Source organism: Streptomyces sp. B5E4 (assembly GCF_039871555.1).
Classification (GTDB): domain Bacteria; phylum Actinomycetota; class Actinomycetes; order Streptomycetales; family Streptomycetaceae; genus Streptomyces.
Window position 1 is genome coordinate 16,402 of sequence record NZ_JBDPMI010000006.1, and the last position, 18,701, is coordinate 35,102.

General features: G+C 73.6%; 12 protein-coding genes. All 12 read right to left on the reverse strand.

The annotated features are described in order from the left end of the window. Position 1: 1 nt before the first annotated feature. Entirely contained in the window at positions 2–1,300 is a 1,299-nt protein-coding gene (locus ABGA99_RS10405) for an O-antigen ligase domain-containing protein (protein WP_347582498.1), read from the reverse strand. A 1-nt stretch (position 1,301) separates the two neighbouring features. Then, positions 1,302–2,819, reverse strand: a complete 1,518-nt coding sequence (locus ABGA99_RS10410; protein WP_347582499.1) for a right-handed parallel beta-helix repeat-containing protein — start codon at positions 2,817–2,819, stop codon at positions 1,302–1,304. Positions 2,820–2,831: 12 nt separating this feature from the next. Further along, entirely contained in the window at positions 2,832–4,787 is a 1,956-nt protein-coding gene (locus ABGA99_RS10415; RefSeq protein WP_347582582.1) for an alginate lyase family protein, read from the reverse strand. Positions 4,788–4,792: 5 nt separating this feature from the next. After that, positions 4,793–6,985 carry a bi-domain-containing oxidoreductase gene (locus ABGA99_RS10420; RefSeq protein ID WP_347582500.1) on the reverse strand — a complete coding sequence of 731 codons (2,193 nt, stop codon included), beginning with the start codon at positions 6,983–6,985 and terminating at the stop codon, positions 4,793–4,795. Then, positions 6,982–8,898: an asparagine synthase (glutamine-hydrolyzing) gene (asnB, locus tag ABGA99_RS10425; RefSeq protein WP_347577082.1), complete on the reverse strand. Its 1,917-nt coding sequence runs from the start codon at positions 8,896–8,898 to the stop codon at positions 6,982–6,984. Before asnB ends, ABGA99_RS10420 begins: the two co-directional genes overlap by 4 nt. Positions 8,899–8,901: 3 nt before the next feature. Next, positions 8,902–10,431, reverse strand: coding sequence for a Wzz/FepE/Etk N-terminal domain-containing protein (locus tag ABGA99_RS10430; RefSeq protein WP_347577083.1), 1,530 nt, complete (start codon positions 10,429–10,431; stop codon positions 8,902–8,904). Continuing rightward, a complete protein-coding gene (locus tag ABGA99_RS10435) occupies positions 10,428–11,825 on the reverse strand; it encodes a polysaccharide biosynthesis protein (protein WP_347577084.1) in 1,398 nt (465 codons plus the stop codon). Before ABGA99_RS10435 ends, ABGA99_RS10430 begins: the two co-directional genes overlap by 4 nt. After that, on the reverse strand, positions 11,822–13,087 hold the full coding sequence (locus ABGA99_RS10440; protein ID WP_347577085.1) for a glycosyltransferase family 4 protein: 1,266 nt from the start codon (positions 13,085–13,087) through the stop codon (positions 11,822–11,824). Before ABGA99_RS10440 ends, ABGA99_RS10435 begins: the two co-directional genes overlap by 4 nt. Continuing rightward, positions 13,077–14,393 (reverse strand): nucleotide sugar dehydrogenase, encoded by a 1,317-nt coding sequence (locus ABGA99_RS10445; protein ID WP_347577086.1) that lies wholly within the window; start codon positions 14,391–14,393, stop codon positions 13,077–13,079. The genes ABGA99_RS10440 and ABGA99_RS10445 overlap by 11 nt, the downstream gene beginning before the upstream one ends. A gap of 73 nt (positions 14,394–14,466) precedes the next feature. After that, the gene (locus ABGA99_RS10450; protein ID WP_347577287.1) at positions 14,467–15,957 is read right to left on the reverse strand and encodes a sugar transferase; all 1,491 of its coding nucleotides are present in this window, start codon (positions 15,955–15,957) and stop codon (positions 14,467–14,469) included. A 357-nt stretch (positions 15,958–16,314) separates the two neighbouring features. Next, the gene (locus tag ABGA99_RS10455; protein WP_347582501.1) at positions 16,315–17,076 is read right to left on the reverse strand and encodes a hypothetical protein; all 762 of its coding nucleotides are present in this window, start codon (positions 17,074–17,076) and stop codon (positions 16,315–16,317) included. Between the two features lie 187 nt (positions 17,077–17,263). Then, the gene (locus ABGA99_RS10460; RefSeq protein ID WP_347582502.1) at positions 17,264–18,697 is read right to left on the reverse strand and encodes an FAD-dependent oxidoreductase; all 1,434 of its coding nucleotides are present in this window, start codon (positions 18,695–18,697) and stop codon (positions 17,264–17,266) included. Positions 18,698–18,701 lie beyond the last annotated feature (4 nt).

Consider the following 18,701-nt stretch of genomic DNA (forward strand, 5'->3'; position numbering starts at 1 on the left):
GTCATCTCCGCTCCCGGGCCCAGCGCGGGACCCGACGTCGGGACACGGGGTCCGCAGGAAGGGGCGTTGCCGCGGGGGGTGCCGCCAGCAGCGAGGCGGCCACGGCCAGGTGCAGCAGGTACGGCGAGGCGTCCCCGAGACCGGCCTCGGTGTACGACGAGATCGCGCAGTAACTGATCAGGAAGATCGCGCAGGCCCTCGGCAGCGACGGCGGCCGCAGCAGCGCGACGCCGCCGAGCACCGCGATGATCGCCGCCACGATGGCGGTGCCGGTCAGACCCTGCTCGTGGTAGACGGCGAGCCAGCTGTTGTCGATCGGCAGCCCGTCGTACGACTTGTCGCCCAGGCCCGTGCCGAACAGCCGCTCCGAGGTCGTCCGGGGCGCCGCCAGCAGGGCGTCCCAGACCTTGGCCCGGCCGGTGAGGCTGGAGAAGTTCTCCTGGCTCTGGCCGCGCAGGAACCACGACTGCACCGCCGAGGCGAGCCACACCGTTGCCACCGCGGCGCACAGCACCGTCCAGGCGAAGAACCGGCGGGCGGCGGCGCTGGTCAGGAGGAGCGAGCCGATCGCCAGGGTCAGCCCGACGAGCAGGCCGACCGTCGCCGTCCGGGTGTGGCTGAGCGCCAGCAGGACGCCCGCGGGCACGATGACCACCGCCGCGCCCGCCCCGGTGGTCCTGCGGCCCAGCGCGAGCAGCGCGGTCAGCCCGATGATCACCGCGGCGTACTGTCCGATCTGCGGCGGGGTGAGCGGCCACCACGCGCCGACCAGCCGCCCGCCGTAGAGGTCGGGCATGGCCGTCCCCGGCGAGACGGCCAGACCTGCGGCGACCGACCCGAGCACCGCGTAGTACATCCGGATGTGGCTCCGGACGAACGTGAAGCCGCCGTCCCACCAGCGGCTGAGCAGCCACAGCGTGCCGACGAAGAGAGCCAGCCGGGAGCAGCGGAACAGCGCGCCGAACCCGGACTCCAGGTCCACGCTGGAAATCACGCTGGGAACCAGCAGCAGGGTGAGCAGCGACACGAAGGCGCTGGGCCGGATACGCAGCCGGAGGTTGACCGCCAGCGCCAGCGCGAACGCGGCGACCAGCGCGCCCATGGTGACCATCTGGATGAGGGAGCGGGGCAGGGAGACGATGGTCTCGGCCCCGGCGGAGCCCAGGGTGTTGAGGCCCAGCAGCCCCCAGGCGATCCCGACGGTCCTCGGTGTACGGGCGGGACGCGGTGCGGCGCCGGGCGGCGTGCCCGTCGCGTCCGGCCCGCCCGGCGGCCCCCCGTACGTCACGTCCCCGCTCATCTCAGCCACCGGCCCGCGGGTCGAGGGTGCTGCCCGTGTCCTGCCGGTACGGCATGCCCTGCCACTGCACGAAGTCGAGCACCCGGCCCTGGTCCCCGGCGACGAAGCTCCACGGCCCGCGGTAGGTGTTGCCGTGCCAGCGGTTGTGCTGCTTGCCGGTGATCGCCTCGGCCACCCGCCGGCCCTTGTACGGCGACCAGTCCGGGTAGGTGCCGTAGTTGGCGAGCACCGCCATGCGCCCGCACGCCTCCGTGCACTCGACGACCGACGGGTCCAGCACGAAGCGGTTGTCGTGGATATCGACCCGCTGGGTCTTCCACCGGCAGTCGGCGTAGAGCGGTGCGGTGGCGATCGCCGGCCGTTCGCAGCGGTCGGTGTCCGGCACCAGCAACGTGCATTCACCGGTCGAGGTGTTGGCCGGGCTGTTGCAGAACCGGTCGGCGTTCTCCCACAGGGTGATCCCGGACCAGTTGTCCTCCAGCACGTTCCGGTAGATCTCGATCTTGTCGGTACGGGCCGGGATCCGTGGTTCGCCCCCGGACTCGGACACGTAGACGGCGGCGTACGGGAAGTCGTCGCCGCGGTCGGCGTTCTTGCGGCCCTCGGCCCAGTTGTTCCGCCGGATCACGTTGTTCCTGATGACCGCGTTGTAGCTGGTCTCGTACATCAGCGCGGCACCGTCGTTGGCCTCCAGCACGTTGTCCTCGATGCGGAAGTCGTTGTTGTTGTTGTCCGCCCACAACCCGGTGCCGCGGTTGTCGTGCACCCAGTTGCCGCGTATGTCGGCGCCGTCGACGGCCCAGAACTTCACCCCTCCGGTGCAGCCGCAGCCCGGCCTGCGCCGCTCCCAGTCGCCGGTGTTGTTGCCCGTGATCTCGTTGCCCTCGACCACCAGGTCGCGGATGCCGTCGCCGGCCTGGTAGGCGTTCATGCCGTACTGGCCGTTGTCGCGCAGGCAACTGGCGCGGACCTGCTGGCGGGCACCGGCCATCAGCCCGGCGCCTGAGTTGTTCCGTATCGTCGCGTGCTCGATCACCCACCCGTCGGCCGAGTCGTGGTTGACCACGCCCTCGTTGTGCGGCGCGACGAAGCCCCGCACGGTCAGGTGGCGGATGGTGACGTCGGGGGCCTCACCGCCGAAGGCGTACTGGTTGGTCCTGCGGCCGTCGAGCACCGCGCCCGGCGCACCGAGGTAGGTGTTTCCCTCCTTGGGGACGACCTGGGCGTAGCGGTCCGGCTCCAGCCGGTGCGCGCCCGGTCGCAGCCAGAAAGTGGTGTCCGGAGGGCTGCTCGCGGTCTTCGCCGCCAGCTCACCGACCACCGCGGGGTCGACCGTCACCGCGCCCGCCGGCGCCCGTTCGGGTCCGGGCGCGGGCCTGGCGCACACCCGGGCCACGGACGTGGACGACGGCGCGGCGCTCGGCTCCTCCCGGGCGTCCGGGCTCTCCTCGCAGCCCGACGCCAGCAGGACCAGCGCCAGCGGCGCCACCGACCACGCCCGTGCCCGCCACTTGATCACCGCGCGTCCTCCCTAGCCGCGGAACGTGAGTACGGTGGTGAACTCCCCCGCCGGCGCGGTGCCGTCGGCGGGGTCGGAGCCGACCAGGGTGGTGGTGGGCTCCTTGCGCCCGAAGCCGGCCGAGTACCAGCCGAGCGGCGGTTCCGTCTCGCCGCGATGCGCGCGCCAGCGCAGTCGCCCGGGCAGATCGAGCACCGCGGAGCGGTCCTCGCCGTCCCGGGTCCAGGTGAGTACCGCCCTGCTCCCCACCAGGTCCGCGGTGATCGCCGGGCCGAGATGGAACGCCAACTGCACGGCCCGGCGCGGGCCGTACACCTCGTCGACCACCCGCAGCTCCCGGCTCGCGCCGGTCAGCTCCACCCGGCGGCGGTGGACGGAGCGCCCGTAGCCGTCGTGCTCGGCGCACCAGCGGGCCGTCCCCGTACCGGAGGCGTCCGCGACCAGGACGCGGGTGCGGGCATGCCGGGTCCACAGGAACGGGCCGCCGGAGACGGACTGGTCGGCGCCGCCCATCCGCAGGGTGTTGTGGGCGAGGGTGGACCGGAAGTACTGCCGCCACTCGGGCTGTCCGTGGTAGCAGAACGTCCCCGGGTCGGCGAGCACGTCGACCCCGTCGTGCCGGACCTCCACGGACAGGGCGTCCGCGTGGGCGTGCGCGGCGATGGACAGGAAGCCGTGCGGGCCGCCGTCGCAGCGGCACCAGATCCCGCCGGGACCGCGCAGGACGGTGAGCCCCGCGTCGGCGAGGTGCGCCGGCCGGCTCGCCGGGCGGGCCGCTTCCGGTGCGGCCTCCTTCCGGAGGAGCGCGGCCAGCAGCGGGGTACGGACGTCGGTTGCCGGCACCGCCGGCCACCAGGCGAGCCGGCCGAACACGGCGTCCCCGGTGGCCAGCAGCGAGGCCCAGCGGTCGGTGCCCGCCCCGTCGACGACCAGTCCGTGCCCGTCGTCCGCATCCCCCTGGCGCGGCGGCCGCAGCCGGTCGTCCACGACGGCCGCGAGCGCGTCGGTCATCCGCAGCAGCACCAGCCGGAGGGGCGCGGGTACGTGCACGCCCGCGGCATCCGCCTCGGCCACCGCGGCCAGGCCGAGTTCCAGTACCAGTCCGTGGTATTCGGTGGCCAGCTCGCGGTTGAGGCCGGAGTCGAAGGTGTTGGCGCGCAGCCCGCGCTCCAGCGAGGTGAGCGCGCCGGCCCGCCAGCGCGCCGAGGCGGGGAACCACCCGAAGGCGCAGGCCGCGGCGAACTGCCCGGCGGCCTCCGCGATGGCGTGGTTGTTCGCCGAGGACCCCCGGCTGGGGAAGCCGGCCAGCCAGCGCTGGTGGTGCCAGATCTGGTGCAGCGCCGCCGGGTCCTCCTCGAACAGCCCGGCCGCGCCCGGCCAGCCGTCGAGCAGCCGGCGTATCCACACCCAGGACAGCAGCCGGATGCCCAGCTCGATGCCGCTGGTCCAGTGCACGCCGATGAGCGGCGGGTTGGCCGCCCACCACGACCGCAGATGTGCCGCGACCCGCTCGGCGTACCGGTCGTTCCCGGTGATCGCGTACGCGGCGGCCAGCACGGTGAGGTACTGGTGCCGGGACGGCTCCCAGATCTGCTTGATGTCCCCGACTTCCGCCTCGTCCCGGTACGGCACGTCGAAGGCGTGACGCGACGGAGCCCGGCGCCCGGTCCTCGGGTCGTACCACCAGTCCGGGTCGGCGAGGTCGTCGCGGGCCACCCCGAAGAACTCGGCGCGCCCGTCCATCAGCCGGTCCGCCTCGGCGAGGAGACGTTTCACGGCGTCCGGGGGCACGGCGGCGAGCGTCCCGGCGGGCAGTACGGCGGTGAACCGGGCCCCCGTCACCCGCGGCGGCTCCGGCGGCGCCGACCGCCACCGCCGTCTGCGTACCGCGTCGCCCACCCGGCCGCCGACCTCCCGCGGCCCCATCCGGGACAGCCGCCGGAGATACCAGCCCGCACCGCCCGCGATCCCCGTCATCGCGCCCTCGCCAGCGTCACCGGGGCGCCGCCGGCGAGGCCGGCCGGCACGGCGAGAGTGGCCGCCGTGGTGGCGACCAGCGAGTCGAGCGGCACCGGCATCGGGCCGCCGGTCCGTACGGCGGTGAGGAACGCGTCCAGTTCTGCCCGCTGGCCCTTGTCCCGGGCCCGCGGCAACCGGGAGCCGACCCACCGCTTGCGGCGTCCGTCGTAGACCGCGGCGCGGACGAAGTCGTCGAGCCGCAGCACCTTGCCGTCGGCGACCAGGTCCAGCGTCTCCTTGGGGAAGCCGGGCGGGCCTGTGGTGACGTAGCTGAGGGTGGCGGTGGATCCGTCCGGGTAGCGCAGCACGGCCTGGAGGTGTTCGCCGCCGGGCGGGGTGTCCGCGTGCACCGAGACGGGATCGGCGCCGAGCAGCCAGCTCGCCGTGTCGATGAAGTGTCCGCCCTCGCCGGCGAACCGCGAGCCCTCGGTCTCCTGCCGGAGGTACCAACTGCCCTTCTCCAGCCGGCCCGCGTTGACCAGGTAGCGAAGGCTCGCGGGGCCGCTGCGGACGCCGAACTGCTTCCGGGCCTCGCGCAGCAGCGGCGCGAACCTGCGGTTGAAGCCCACCTGGAGCCGGTCGTTGCCGGACTCGTCCACCGCCGCGAGCACAGCGGCCAGCTCGTCCTCGGTCAGGGCCAGCGGCTTCTCGACGAACACCGCCTTGCCGGCGAGCAGCGCCCTCACGGTCAGGTCGGCGTGCGAGCTGTGCCGGGTGACGACGAACACCGCGTCGACGGAGGGGTCTTCGAGCACGGCGTCGAGATCGGTGGTCGCCTCGGCGAAGCCGAACTTCCGCTGCGCGTTGACCGCGGACAGCGCCGTCGTGGTGACGACCGAGGACAGCTCGACGCCGTCGCGCCGCGCCAGGTGCGGCAGCAGCATCGACGTCGCGTAGTTCCCCGCGCCGACGAACGCGAGCCGCACGGGCGTTCCGGCGGGCCGGGCGGGGGCGGGCACCGCGCCGTCGCGTCGTGCGCGCACCGCGGGCACGGCCGGCGCCGGTGGCGCCGTGTCGCCCGCATGCCCGGGGTAGCGGAACAGCACGGCCACGGCCTTGAGGCCGCCGTCCTTCAGGCGCCGGTACGTCTCGACGGCGTCACCGAAGTCGGCGACGTGGGAGACCAGGGGCTCCACGTCGACGCGACCGCGGGCGAGGAGATCGAGGAAGCAGGCCAGGTTGCGGCGCTCGGTCCAGCGCACGTAGCCGATCGGGTAGTCCCGTCCCTCCAGTTCGTACTCCGGGTCGTATCGCCCCGGTCCGTACGAGCGGGAGAACCGGACGTCCAGCTCCTTCTCGTAGTACGCGTTCCACGGCAGGTCCAGGCGGCACTTGCCGATGTCGACCACCCGGCCGCGGTCCCGGCTCAGCCGGGCGGCCAGCTCGACGGGCTGGTTACCGCCGCCGGCGGCGGCCAGGTACACCTGGTCCACACCGTGACCGCCGGTGAGTTCGGCGACGGCGGCGTCCAGGGCGGCGGACCCGGGATCGCCGCAGGCCGCGGCGCCCAGCCGGGCGGCGAGGTCGCGGCGCACCGGATCGGGGTCCGCCCCCACCACGCGGACCCCCGTGGCGGCCAGCAACTGCACCACGAGCTGCCCGATCAGCCCGAGGCCGACGACCAGCGCCACGTCGCCGAGCTGCGGTTCGCCGCGGCGGACGCCCTGCAGCGCGATCGACCCGACGGTACCGAAGGCCGCGTGCCGCGGCGCGAGACCGCCGGGCACGGGGGCGTAGAGGTTCTTCGGCACCCAGTTCAGCTCGGCGTGCAGCGCGTGCTCGTTGCCGGCGCAGGCCACGAGGTCGCCGGGCTTGACCTCGTCGATCCCGGCACCGGCCTGCTCGACGACCCCGCACAGCGAATAGCCCAGCGGCGTGTACGAGTCCAGCTTGCCCATCACCTTGCGGTACGTCGCGGGCACCCCGTTGGCGGCCACGCTCTGCACCACCTTGGCCACCTGGTCCGGCCGGGAACGGGCCTTGCCCAGCATCGACATGCCGGCCTCGGACACCTTCATCAGCTCGGTCCCGGTGGAGATCAGCGAGTAGGCGGTCCGTACCAGCACCCCGCCCGGTCTGCATCCGGGCGCCGGCACGTCCAGCAGCGCCAGCTCACCGCTCTTGTAGTTCTGAACAACCTGTTTCACCCGAACTCCCCAGAGGTCGCGCCGCGATACCAGTACTCGAGTGTCAGCACGTGCCACAGATGCTTGGAGAAGTCCCGCCGCCCGGCGGCGTCCTCCGCGACGAGCCGCGCCAGCGCGTCACGGCGCAGGAACCCGGAACGGACGAGCACGCCGTCGTGCACCACCTCGCGCACGAGCGGTGCCAGGTCCCGGCTCATCCAGGCCCGCAGCGGGGCGCTGAAGAGCCCCTTGGGCCGGTAGACGACCTCCCGGGGCAGGACCGTGGCGGCGGCCTCCTTGAGGACGGCCTTGCCCTGCCGTCCGACGATCTTGCGGTCGCCGGGCACGGTGAACGCCGCCTCGACCACGTCGACGTCCACGTACGGCACCCGCACCTCGGTGGACGCGGCCATGCTCGACCGGTCCGTGTAGGCGAGGTTCAGGCCCGGCAGGAACATCCGGGCGTCGCCCAGGCACATGCGGTTGACGAAGTCGTCGAGGTCGTTGTCCCGGTAGACGTCCGCGTGCTCGGTGAGCACGTCCTCGACCGTCCCGGCCAGGTCCGGATCGATCAGGGCGAGCAGTTCGTCCCGGTCGTACATGGTGTAGCTGCGCCGGAACGCGGTCTCTTCCGGCAGCTCGGCGAAGGAGAGGAACCGCTGCGCGAAGCGCACCGACCGGTAGCCGCGGCGGGCCGTCGCGACCGGCAGCCGGTTCACGGCCGCGGCCACCCCGCGCCGCAGGGGCGCCGGGACGCGCTGGTAGCGCAGCGCGATCAGGTTGGCGAGGTGCTTGCGGTAACCGGCGAACAGTTCGTCGGCGCCCATCCCCGAGAGCATCACCTTGACCCCGGCCTCCCGGGCGGCCGAGCAGATCAGGAAGGTGTTGATCGCGGCCGGGTCGCCGATCGGCTCGTCGAGGTGGTACGTCATCCGCGGCAGCAGGTCGAGTACGTCCGGGGCGATCTCGATCTCGTGCAGGTCGACGCCGAACCGCCGGGCCACCGCCCGGGCGTGGCGCAGGTCGTCCGGCATCGCCTCGAACCTGGCGTCCTCGGCGCGGAACCCGATCGTGTACGCGGAGATCCCGGGCCGGTGCCGGGCCGCCAGCGCGGTCAGGAAGCTGGAGTCGAGACCGCCGGAGAGGAAGGTCGCCACGGGCACGTCGGAGAGCAGATGCCGCCGGGTCGACTCCTCGACGATCGCGGCCAGATCGGGCCGCTCACCGCTGCGGGCCCGCTCCCGGCCCTCGGCGGCGACGTCCTTCAGATGCCAGAACCGGCCGCGCTGCACCCGGCCGTCCGGCCGGCACCTGAGCCAGCTCCCCGGCGGCAGCTTCTCCGCTTCGCGGAAGGCGCAGCGCGAGTCCGGCACCCAGTAGTACAGCAGCGAGGCGACCAGCGCCGCGGGGTCCACCTGGAGCGAGCCGCCGGTCACGGCCGCCAGTGCCTTCAGTTCCGAGGCGAACACCAGGCCCGTACCGCGGCGGAGCAGGAACAGCGGCTTGATGCCGAGCTGGTCGCGGGCGAGCACCAGGTCGCCGCTGCGCTCGTCGAAGATCCCGAACGCGAACATGCCGCGCAGCCGGGGCAGGCAGTCGGTGCCCCAGTGCCGCCAGGCCGCCAGCAGCACCTCGGTGTCCGAGGTGCCGCGGAAGCGCGCCCCGGCGGCGGCCAGTTCGGCACGCAGCTCGGGCGCGTTGTACAGCTCGCCGTTGTACGTCAGGGCGAGACCGTCCGAGACCATCGGCTGGGCCCCGGTCCCGGACAGGTCGACGATGGCCAGCCGGCGGTGTCCGAGGTGCACTTCGCCGTCCCCCACGGGGCGGCTGTACCGGCCGCTCCCGTCCGGACCGCGGTGGGCGAGGGTCTCGGTGAGCCGGTCGGTGACGGCCTTCCCGTCCGGCCACCGGTACGTGCCTGCGATGCCACACATGTCCTACCACGCCTCCTGGCCGCTGTCCGGGAACCGTGCGGCCGGTATCGACCGCCGCTCCGCCTGCCGCCCGCCCGCTCCGTTCCGGGGGGCCGGCCGCGGGTACGTGCCGCGCAGGGCGGTCTGCCGTCCGTCCCACAGCGTGCCGTCGGTCCTGTCCCCCGGATCGGGGTCGATGAGCACCACGCCGATCACCGGGATGTGCAGGTCCGCGAGCTGCCGCGCCACGGTGTGCAGCCACGCGGCGCTGCCGTGCCCGGCGCGTACGACGAGCACGCTCCGGGCGCCCAGGTGCCGGAGATCCGTCCACGCCGTGCCGGGCGCGACCGAGCCGACGCCGATCCTGCGCTCCTCGGGCGGCGCGGCGCCGGCCCGCTCGCCGCCGACCACGGGCGGGTCCCCGGGCCGCGGGCTGCGGGCGGCGAGCTGCCCGCGGGGCAGGCCGTCGACGATCACCACCGGCCCCTCCTCCGCCAGTGCCCTGGCGACGTCCAGCGCGATCGCGATCGCGCTGCGCGCACAGCCCAGTTCCAGCAGCGACACCGGCTCCGCCGAACCCCGCACGGTGCGGGACAGCGTCGTGGTGAGCCGTGCGCGTGCCGCCCGGGTCCGCCGGCGCTCCCACCGGCTCAGCGGCCGGCGGCGGGTACGGGGCAGCTCCGCGATGACCGAGGCGCCCAGGTTCGCCGCGATCTCCCGGCGCAGCACGGGGCGGTCGGCCACCACGGAGCCGACGGCGGCCAGCGCGAGTCCGAGGACGAGCCCGAGCACGAGACCGATCCCGGCATTGGTGGCGGCCGACCGGAGCGGGGAGTGCCGTACCGCGCGGGCGGCGTCCACGATCTGCGTGCCGGCGACGAGTTGCGGGGTTCCGATGTGCGCCTCCGCGGCGCGCTGGTCGAAGTCGTCGATCCGCGAGGTGAGTTCGGCCCGGCGGGCGAAGAGCGACTCCATGGCCGCCGACGTCTCGGGGGCGCTCTGCGCCGGTTGCTCCCCGATCTCCTCGTTGACCTCGGCGAGTTGGTCCCGCAGCTTGTCGCGCTCGTCGAGCAGGGTCTTGGCCTCGGCGTTCGCGGCCTCGCGCAGCCGTCTGACATGGTCCGCGACGAACGCGTCCGCCAGCGCCTCGGCCCGGGCCACCGCGTCGGCGTCGCTGTCGCCCGTCACGTCGATCCGCAGCAGGTTGTTGGTCAGGCCGGCACCCCGGTAGTCCTGCATGAAGTCTTCCGGGCGTGCCGCCGAGCCGAGTGTGCCCAGGGCCTTCTCGGCGATCCGGGTGGTCTGCAGCAGCGCGACGTCGGTACGGATCAGCGTGCCGGGATCGGTCGGCTGATCCTGCTTGTGTGCGACCAGCACCGTGGTCACCGCGGTCGGCGGCGGGGGCAGCAGGACCGCCGACGCCGCGCCCGCGAGGAGCCCCAGCAGCGCCAGGGCACCCCAAAGGCGGCGGCGCCTGCGCACCGCCACCACCAGCGCGTGCAGATCCAGCAGCGGAGCGGGCGCCGCCTGCTCCGCGGGCGTGCTCTCCGTCACCCCTGACCCCCCATGGCGCTCTCGCCCACCGCGACCGGCGTGGGTACGTCCGCGTGCCGCGCGGCGGAACGGGCCGGCCGGACCCGGACCGCGCCGGCGACGACGACGCCGACGACCTCGTGCCCCGCGTCGGCGCACGCCTCGGCGATGCCGGTCAGCTCAGCCGCGGTCCGGTTGCCCGCGCCGAGCACGACCAGGGCACCGGACTCGGTCGTGCGGTCCGGCACGGTCGGCCGGGCCACCGAGACCTCCACCAGGTGCGGCACGGGACCGCCCTCGTCCGCCGAGTCCGGGGAAGGACCGCCCGCGCCCCCGGTGACGAACCGCTCGGCGGCCCGGCGGGCGATCTCGTCGTCGTCGGGGACCACGACCAGCAACTGCCGGCCGGCGGGCAGCCGGTCCCGTAGCCGGGTCCGCACCCGCCGGTAGCGGATCTGCCTGCTGTGCTCGTCGCCGGACGTCTGCGGGAGCGGTATGTCCCAGCGGGTGTCGGTGCCCAGCAGCCGGCGGATCCCGGCCCGCGCGCCACGGTCTTCCGGCCTGCGCCGCGCGGCCTGTTCACCGGGTACGTCGACGGTGCCCAGCAGCTCCGCGCCGAGGGCCGCGGCGATCTCCGGTGCGGTACGCAGCCGGCGGCTGGCCCGTGCGGCGGCGAGATGGCCGACGACCGCGGCCAGGACGAACAGCAGCGCCCCGGCGCCGACGAGGTGCGTCCTCGTCGGCGGTGCCGCGGCGGTCGGCCGGGCCGCAGGGCCCATGACGACCATGGTGGCCCGGTCGGTCTTCGAGCCGGACTGCTCCAGCTTGAACATCGCCTCCTCAAGCGACGCACGCAGCCGCTCGAGTTCGGTGCGGGCCTGGGCACTCTCCACGGTCTGCCCCGGGTCGGTCGCCTCGGCCAGTTCGGTGATGCGGCGGCTGGTCCGCACCACCAGGTCCCGCAACTCCTCGGGCTGCTGCGCCGCGGCGGAGCCGGTGCCGTCGCCCGCGATCCGCGCCGCGTACGCGACGAACTGCTGCGCCACCTCGTCGGCGAGGCGCTGGGCGCGCTCCGGGGATTCGGCCGTACCCGAGACCTCGATGATGTTCCCCTCCGCGGTCCGGGCACTCACCCGGTCCCGCAGGTCGGTGCCGCTGACGCCGGACCAGTCGAGCGCGCCGGCCGCGCGGTCGACCACGACGGAGCTGGTCGCGATCTCCGCCTGCGTCAGCAGTTCGCGCTCCTCCCACTGCCCCGGCAGCAGCACGGACGCCGACGTCGCGTAGCGCGGCGGAAACAGCAGCGAGACGCCCAAGCCGACGAGGGCGCCCGCCGCGGCGAGGACGACGAGCAGCCGTCCTCGCCGGCGGAGGATCCGCCCGATCGTGGCCAGACGTATCGTGTCCTCGCTCAACGGCGCGGCCTCCTCCCGGCCGCCGGCGAGTCGCCCTCCGGCACCGGAGCGCGGTCGCGGCAGGCGGCGGCGTAGGCGGCGAGCAGCGCCTGCTGGGAGTTCCGCCAGGAGAGCGGCCCGCTGATCCGCTCCCGGCCGGCCTCGCCCATACGGACCCGCCGCCGGGGATCGTCCAGTAACTCCGCGACGAGCCCGGCGAACGCGGACTCGTCGTCCCCGGGCGCGTAGAGGGCGGCGTCACCGGCGGAGACGCGCGCCTCCCGCAGGTCGAAGGAGACGATCGGCCGGCCCATCACCATGTACTCCAGGACCTTGTTCATGGTCGACACGTCGTTGAGCGGATTGCACGGGTCGGGCGAGAGGCACACGTCCGCGGTGGACAGGTAGCGCACCAGGTCGGCGTCCGGCACCCGCCCGGTGAACTGCACCTGTTCCGACAGCCCGAGCCGCCGGGACAGCGCCACCATCGCGTCGAAGGTGTCGCCGCCGCCGACGAACACCGCGTGCCAGTCGGTCCGCCCCTGCTCGTCGCGCAGCTTCGCCAGCGCCCGCAGGGCGTAGTCGACGCCGTCCTGCGGGCCCATCACGCCGAGGTAGCACAGCAGATGGGGCCTGCCGCGCTTCAGCTCCGGCTCGGGCGGCACCGGGTGGAACCGCTCGACGTCGGGCGCGCTGCGGACGACGAAGACGTCCTCCGGCCGCAGGCCGCCGCGGCGCAGGGCGACGTCGCGGTAGCTCTCGTTCGTGGCGAGCACGACGTCCGCGGCGCGGTAGGTCCGCCGTTCCAGCGCGCACACGGCGCGGTAGAGCCGGTCTTCGCCGCGGCCGAACCGGGAGAGGTACAGCTCGGGCACCAGGTCGTGCTGGTCGAAGACGAACCGCGCGCCGCGCCGCTTCAGCCACAGCGCGGGCAGGAACAGCAGGTCGGGCGGGTTGCAGGCGTGGACGACGTCGACCGGGCCGACCTTGCGGGCCAGCCGGAGCGTATGCCACAACGCCGTTCCGTACTCCCGCAGATAGCCGGCCGGACCGCCGGTGGCCGCGCGCAGCGGGTAGCGATGGATCCGCACCCCGTCGATCTCCGCCTCCGCCTCGGTGTCCCGGCCGCTCCCCCGCGGACAGATGACGTGCACCTCCCAGCCCGCGTCGCGCAGCGTCGTGCACTCCTGCCACACCCGCCGGTCGAAGGGCACCGAAAGGTTCTCCACGAGGATCAGCGCGCGACGGCCCTTCCCGTCGCCGCCGGTTGCGTCACCAGGCAAGGCCCACGTACTCCGGTTCGGCCCGGCGCTCTTCGGCGTCGGGGAGGCGGACGAGGTCGATGAGCACCGGTCCTTCGCCGCGGGGCAGCGCCGACAGCACGGCCGGGTCCCTGGTCCCGACCAGGCACACCTCGGCGTGGTCGAGCACCTCGCCGACGGAGTCGGCGAGCAACTGCGCGAGATGCGGCAGCCGGGTCTCGATGTACTCGCGGTTCGCGCCGAGCAGCCGGGAGAGGTTCACGTTGGCGTCGTAGATCCGCAGGTCGTAGCCCTTGCCGAAGAGTCTCTCCGCCAGCTCGACCAGCGGACTCTCGCGCAGGTCGTCGGTGCCGGGTTTGAAGGACAGCCCGAACAGGCCCGCCCGGCGCTTGCCGGTGCGCTCGACCAGCTCCACCGCGCGCTGCAGATGGTCGGAGTTGGAGGGCAGCACGTGGGCGAGGATGGGGACCGAGACGTCGGCCCGCTGCGCCGCGTACACCAGGCTGCGCAAGTCCTTGGGCAGGCAGGAGCCGCCGAAGGCGAAGCCGGGCCGCAGGTAGGCCGGGCTGATGTTCAGCTTGCGGTCGGCGAGGAACACGTCCATCACCTGGTGCGAGTCCACTCCGAGCGCCTGGCAGACCGCGCCCAGCTCGTTGGCGAAGCCGATCTTGAGTCCGTGGAACGCGTTGTCCGCGTACTTGATCGCCTCGGCCGTCGGGATCTGCACCCGGAACACCTCGCCGGGCAAGCCGTCGTACAGCGCGGCCACCACGTCGCCGCTCGCCCGGTCCAGCTCGCCGATGACGGTCTTGGGCGGGTCGAAGTAGTCCCGCACGCTCGTACCCTCGCGCAGGAACTCCGGGTTGACCGCGACCCCGAAGTCCGCCCCGGCCGTACCGCCGACGTACTTCTCCAGGATCGGCACCAGCAGGTTCAGGCAGGTGCCCGGGAGCATGGTGCTGCGGAACACGACGGTGTGCCGCCCGCGCCGCCCGGCGAGAGCGGCGCCGATCTGTTCGGTGACCCGCTCCAGATACGTGGTGCACAGGCTCCCGTTGGGCTCAGACGGCGTGCCCACGCAGACGAGCGACACCTCGCTTTCCATGATCGCTTCGCGGACGTCGACGGTGGCGCGCAACGCCCCGCTGCGGACGACGTCGGCGACGAGATCACCGATCCGCTCCTCGACCACCGGGGCTGTGCCGTCGTTCACCAGGTCGACCTTCGCCTGGTTCACGTCCACCCCGATGACCTCGTGACCCTGGCCCGCCAGGCAGGCGGCCGACACGCAGCCCACGTAGCCGAGCCCCAGGACGCTCACCCTCATGACTCGTTCCTCCCGCCGGGCAGGCCCTTCGGGCCCGCGGTCCGGGCAACCACCGGACGACCACCCCCGCGCATCAGTAGGCCCCCTGTCCCTGGAGCACCGCACGCAGCGTCTTCCACAAGATCACCGTGTCGAGCGCGAGCGACCAGTCCTCCACGTACCGGAGGTCCAGCCGGACGGCCTCCTCCCACGGCAGGTCGCTGCGTCCGCTGATCTGCCACAGGCCGGTGAGCCCGGGCTTGACCAGGAGCCGCCTGCGGATGTCCGGGCCGTACGCGGCCGACTCCTCCGGCAGTCCCGGCCGCGGGCCGACGAGCGACATCGAGCCGCCCAGCACGTTGAACAACTGCGGCAGCTCGTCGAGCGAGTACCGGCGCAGCACCATGCCCACCCGGGTCACCCGCGGATCACGGCGGAGCTTGAACAGCAGGCCGGCGCCCTCGTTGCGGTCGGCCAGCCCGGCACGTGCCCCGTGGGCGCCGGCGACCATGGTGCGGAACTTGTAGATGGTGAACTCGCGGCCGTCCTTGCCGACTCTGCGCTGGCGGTAGAAGACTCCGCCCCGGCTGTCCATCAGCACGAGCAGCCCGACGAGCACCATCAGCGGCGCGAAGAGCATCAGCAGGGCCACCGCGCCCAACCGGTCGACGACCACCTTGACCGCCCGGCGGCCTCCGGTGAAGGCCGGCATGCTGACCCGCAGCAGCGGGATCCCGAGCACCGCGTCGACGTGCAGCCGCGGGCCGGCCACCTCCATCAGCACAGGGGCCACCACCATCTCGGCGTCGCTGCCTTCGAGATCCCAGGCCAGCCGCTGCAGCCTGTCCGGCGACCAGTGCGGGTCCGGTGTGACCGCCACGACGCGGTAGCCGCCGTTGCGGACGTGCTCGGCGACCTCGGTCAGCCGGCCGACGACCGGCACGCCCTCCAGCCGGTCACCGTCGAGCCCGAGTCCGTCGGGCGTGCACACCGCGTCCACCCGCCAGCCGAGGTGCGGGAACTTGCGGACGCGGGTGATCAGGTCGGTCACGGTGGCCTGGCTCCCGGCGGCGAGCACCGGTCGCAGGCAGCGCCCTGCCTTTCGCTGTTTGTACAGCCACAGGCGCAGCAGATAGCGCTGGGTCAGGGTCGTGAGCGCGATCGCCGGGATCGCGACGAAGATCCAGAGCTTGATGTTGCGCGACGTGAGGGCGATCCCGCCGAGCGCCAGCACGACCACCGCCGTGGACAGTGCGCGGCCGAGCCGGCGGAACTCCTCGGCGCCCTGGCCGAGTACGGCCGGGGCCCATGCCCTGCCGACCGCGAGCGCTCCCAGCACCAGTAATTCGGTGCCGAAGGCGAGAACCACCCATTTCTCGTGCCAGTCGGCCGCGTCCCGCACTCCGAATAAGCCGCCGATCGCCGCCACCACGAATGCGGTGGCCACGGTATCGCCGGTGATCACGGCACGGCGGTAACGCTGTTCCCAGTGGATCGCGGGCCGGTTCCCTTTTCCCGTCGCCGGGCGCCCGCGCGCCGACGGAAAAGGGCTGACGAATTCGACCCCCCGGCTGGACCCTTCCAGATCGCCGGCGGGTTCCACGTGTTCGTTCAACACTGATACCCCCCCGGGGAGGCTTGTCTGCCTCCCGCGATGGTTCTCCCCCCGGAAGCCTTCGCTCCCCACGAAGGACATCCCGGTATTTCAGCGCTACTTGAACAACTCACCCGGGCGGCGGACGTGCGTGTCCCACCGGACTCCCGGGGCATCCGGAAACCCGTCGAAGCCCTGGGTGTTCCCCCCACCCCAGGCCCCTCTCGGGCCCCAGAACTGATCACCTCCCCGGCATACGCCGGAGACGCAACTGCCGGCCGGCCGCGGCACGGGGCAGATGGATCGACATTGCCCGCTTCGCGTCCAACCGGTTGAAGCATCGTTAATCTAGACCATCGAGACCAGTATGCGGAGAGGTTGTATGAAATATGTGCTCAGACTTTGAGTAACCGTCAGGTGCCCGATGCCCGCCCTCAGGGCGATGACGGCGAGGAAGCGCGCGGTGACCTGCGGTGACGGGCCCTCTCCAGGCTTCCGGCCGCCAACGGGCCCGGGCGTACGGATCCCGGAGCCGCCGCCGGGTCGTTGCGGCGTTCCGGTGGGAGGTGGCGGGCGGGGCCCGTCAGTTGGCCGCTGCGGCGACCGGACGGCGGCGCTCACTCCGCGGGCACCGGAGGGGGCCGGACGCGGGGCCCCGGCTCTCCGTCCGCCCCGCGCGCCCCAGGGGCGACAGGCGTCGATGAGCAGGGCCAGATGCTTGCCCGCGACCAGCAGCGGGGTCTCGGTCCGGAAGACCTGGGCGGTGAGTTCGGCGCCTTCGAGGGTGTTGATGACGGTGATCGCCAGCTCGCGCGCGTTGTCCTCGTCGAACCCGGCGGCACGCAGGGTGTCGGCGACCAGGTCCTGCCCATGCCGGAAGACCTGCGCGACCGCGTCCTCGATCGCGGGGACCCTGCCCGTGGTCTCCAGTGCGGTGGCGCTGATCGGGCAGCCGCTCACCCAGCCGGACGCCTCCAGGTGGTCGGCGAGCGCGCGGGCGCAGGCGTCGACGGCCCTGGCCGGGTCGGCGTCGCCCGCCATCGACGTCGCCAGGTACTCACCGGGCAGGTCCCGGCGGTTCATCGCCGCCGGCGGGGAAATCCCGAGCACGGGCAGCATGACACCGTTGGGCCGTACGCCAGGACGAGAATCCGGATCGCGCGGTCGCGTCACGACCGCAGGTCCTGCCCCCACCCGAGCGTGGTGGACAGCGTGCTCGGCCGGCCGGACCGGCTCCCGGACCCGGGGTGCCACGGACCCCGTGGGCACCGTCCCGCCGTGACCGCCCGCGCGGCGGTCACGCCTCAACCTGCACGCCGGCGGGCGCGGCCTCAGGGGTGGCCGGGGGGATGTTCTGGTTGAGGTGGAAGACGTTGTGCGGGTCCCAGACCCCCTTCAGCGCGGCCAGCCGGGCCAGCTTGGCGGCCGGAAAGGCGCGGCGGATGCCGCGGTGGCCGTCGTGGGCCGTGAGGGAGTTGACGTAGACGCCGTGCGCGTACGGGGCGAGCGCCGAGCCCGCGGCGCGGGCGGCGGTCATCCGGGCGTCGTCCTCGGCCGGGTCGGTCCAGCGCGACCCGGCGCCGAACTCGAACATCGTGCCGCGGTGGCCGAACGCCGCGTCGGCGTCGGGGACGTCGGCGATGGCCCCGCCGTGCGCCTGCAGCCCGACCCCGGGCAGACCGGCACCGGAGCCGGCGGCCCGCAGGTCCGTTGCGCCGCGCAGCAGGAACTGCTCGACCGCCGAGGTCGGGAAGCCGCGCAGATAGTGGGCGGCGGAGTAGCGGCGGTAGGCGTGGCCGCCGCTGGAATCGTCCCTGCACTGCAGTTCCAGGTACGACGGCGTGGTGATCCGCGTCGCGACCGGCCGGCCCAGCGCGCGCAAGGCCGGCAGCAGCCGGCGCCCCCGCTCCGGGTCGCCGACCCACACGAACCCGACGGTGGCCACCGGACCACCGCCCGCCGGGCCGTCGGCGACGGACGCCGAGAAACTCGCCTCGCGCGGTGCGACGGCGTTCAGATCCCGCCAGCCCTCCAGCACCGGCACGGCGTCCTCGGCGGGGAAGTCGAACTCGGCGACCAGCGTCCGCGTGCCCGTCCGGTGCAGCCGGAACTCGAACTCGGTGACGACGCCGAAGTTGCCGCCGCCCCCGCGAAGTCCCCAGAACAGCTCCGGGTGCTCGGTCCTGCTCACCGTCACGACCTCGCCGTCCGCGGTGACCATCGTGTACGACTCGACGTTGTCGCACGCGAGCCCGTACTGCCGGGCCAGCCACCCCATGCCGCCGCCGAGGGTGAGCCCGCCGACGCCGGTGTGCGAGACGTTGCCCGCGGTGGTGGCCAGGCCGTACGGCTGCGTGGCCCGGTCCAGCGCGCCGAGCAGCGCGCCGCCCTGGACGCGGGCCCGCCGCCGCACCGGGTCGACGCGCACGCCGCCCAGGGGGGTCAGGTCGATCATCAGGCCGTCGTCGGGGACGGCGAAGCCGGCCACGTTGTGCCCGCCGCAGCGGATGCCTGTCTCCAGGTCGTGGTCGCGGGCGAAGCGCACCGCGGCCTGGACGTCGGCGGTGCTCGCGGCCCGGACGATCATCCGGGGGCGGCGGTCGACCATGGCGTTCCAGACGGTACGGGCGGGGTCGTACCCGGCGTCGCCGGGAAAGAGGAGCCGGCCGTCGAGGCGGGCGGCGAGGCGTGAGGCGGAGTGGCCGGTGCGGGTGTGTGTCTCTGTCGTCATGCTC

Coding starts and splice junctions, on each gene's coding strand:
- ABGA99_RS10405 (WP_347582498.1), bottom strand. CDS start 1,300: ATGAGCGGGGACGTGACGTACGGGGGGCCGCCGGGCGGGCCGGACGCG.
- asnB (WP_347577082.1), bottom strand. CDS start 8,898: ATGTGTGGCATCGCAGGCACGTACCGGTGGCCGGACGGGAAGGCCGTC.
- ABGA99_RS10445 (WP_347577086.1), bottom strand. CDS start 14,393: ATGAGGGTGAGCGTCCTGGGGCTCGGCTACGTGGGCTGCGTGTCGGCC.
- ABGA99_RS10460 (WP_347582502.1), bottom strand. CDS start 18,697: ATGACGACAGAGACACACACCCGCACCGGCCACTCCGCCTCACGCCTC.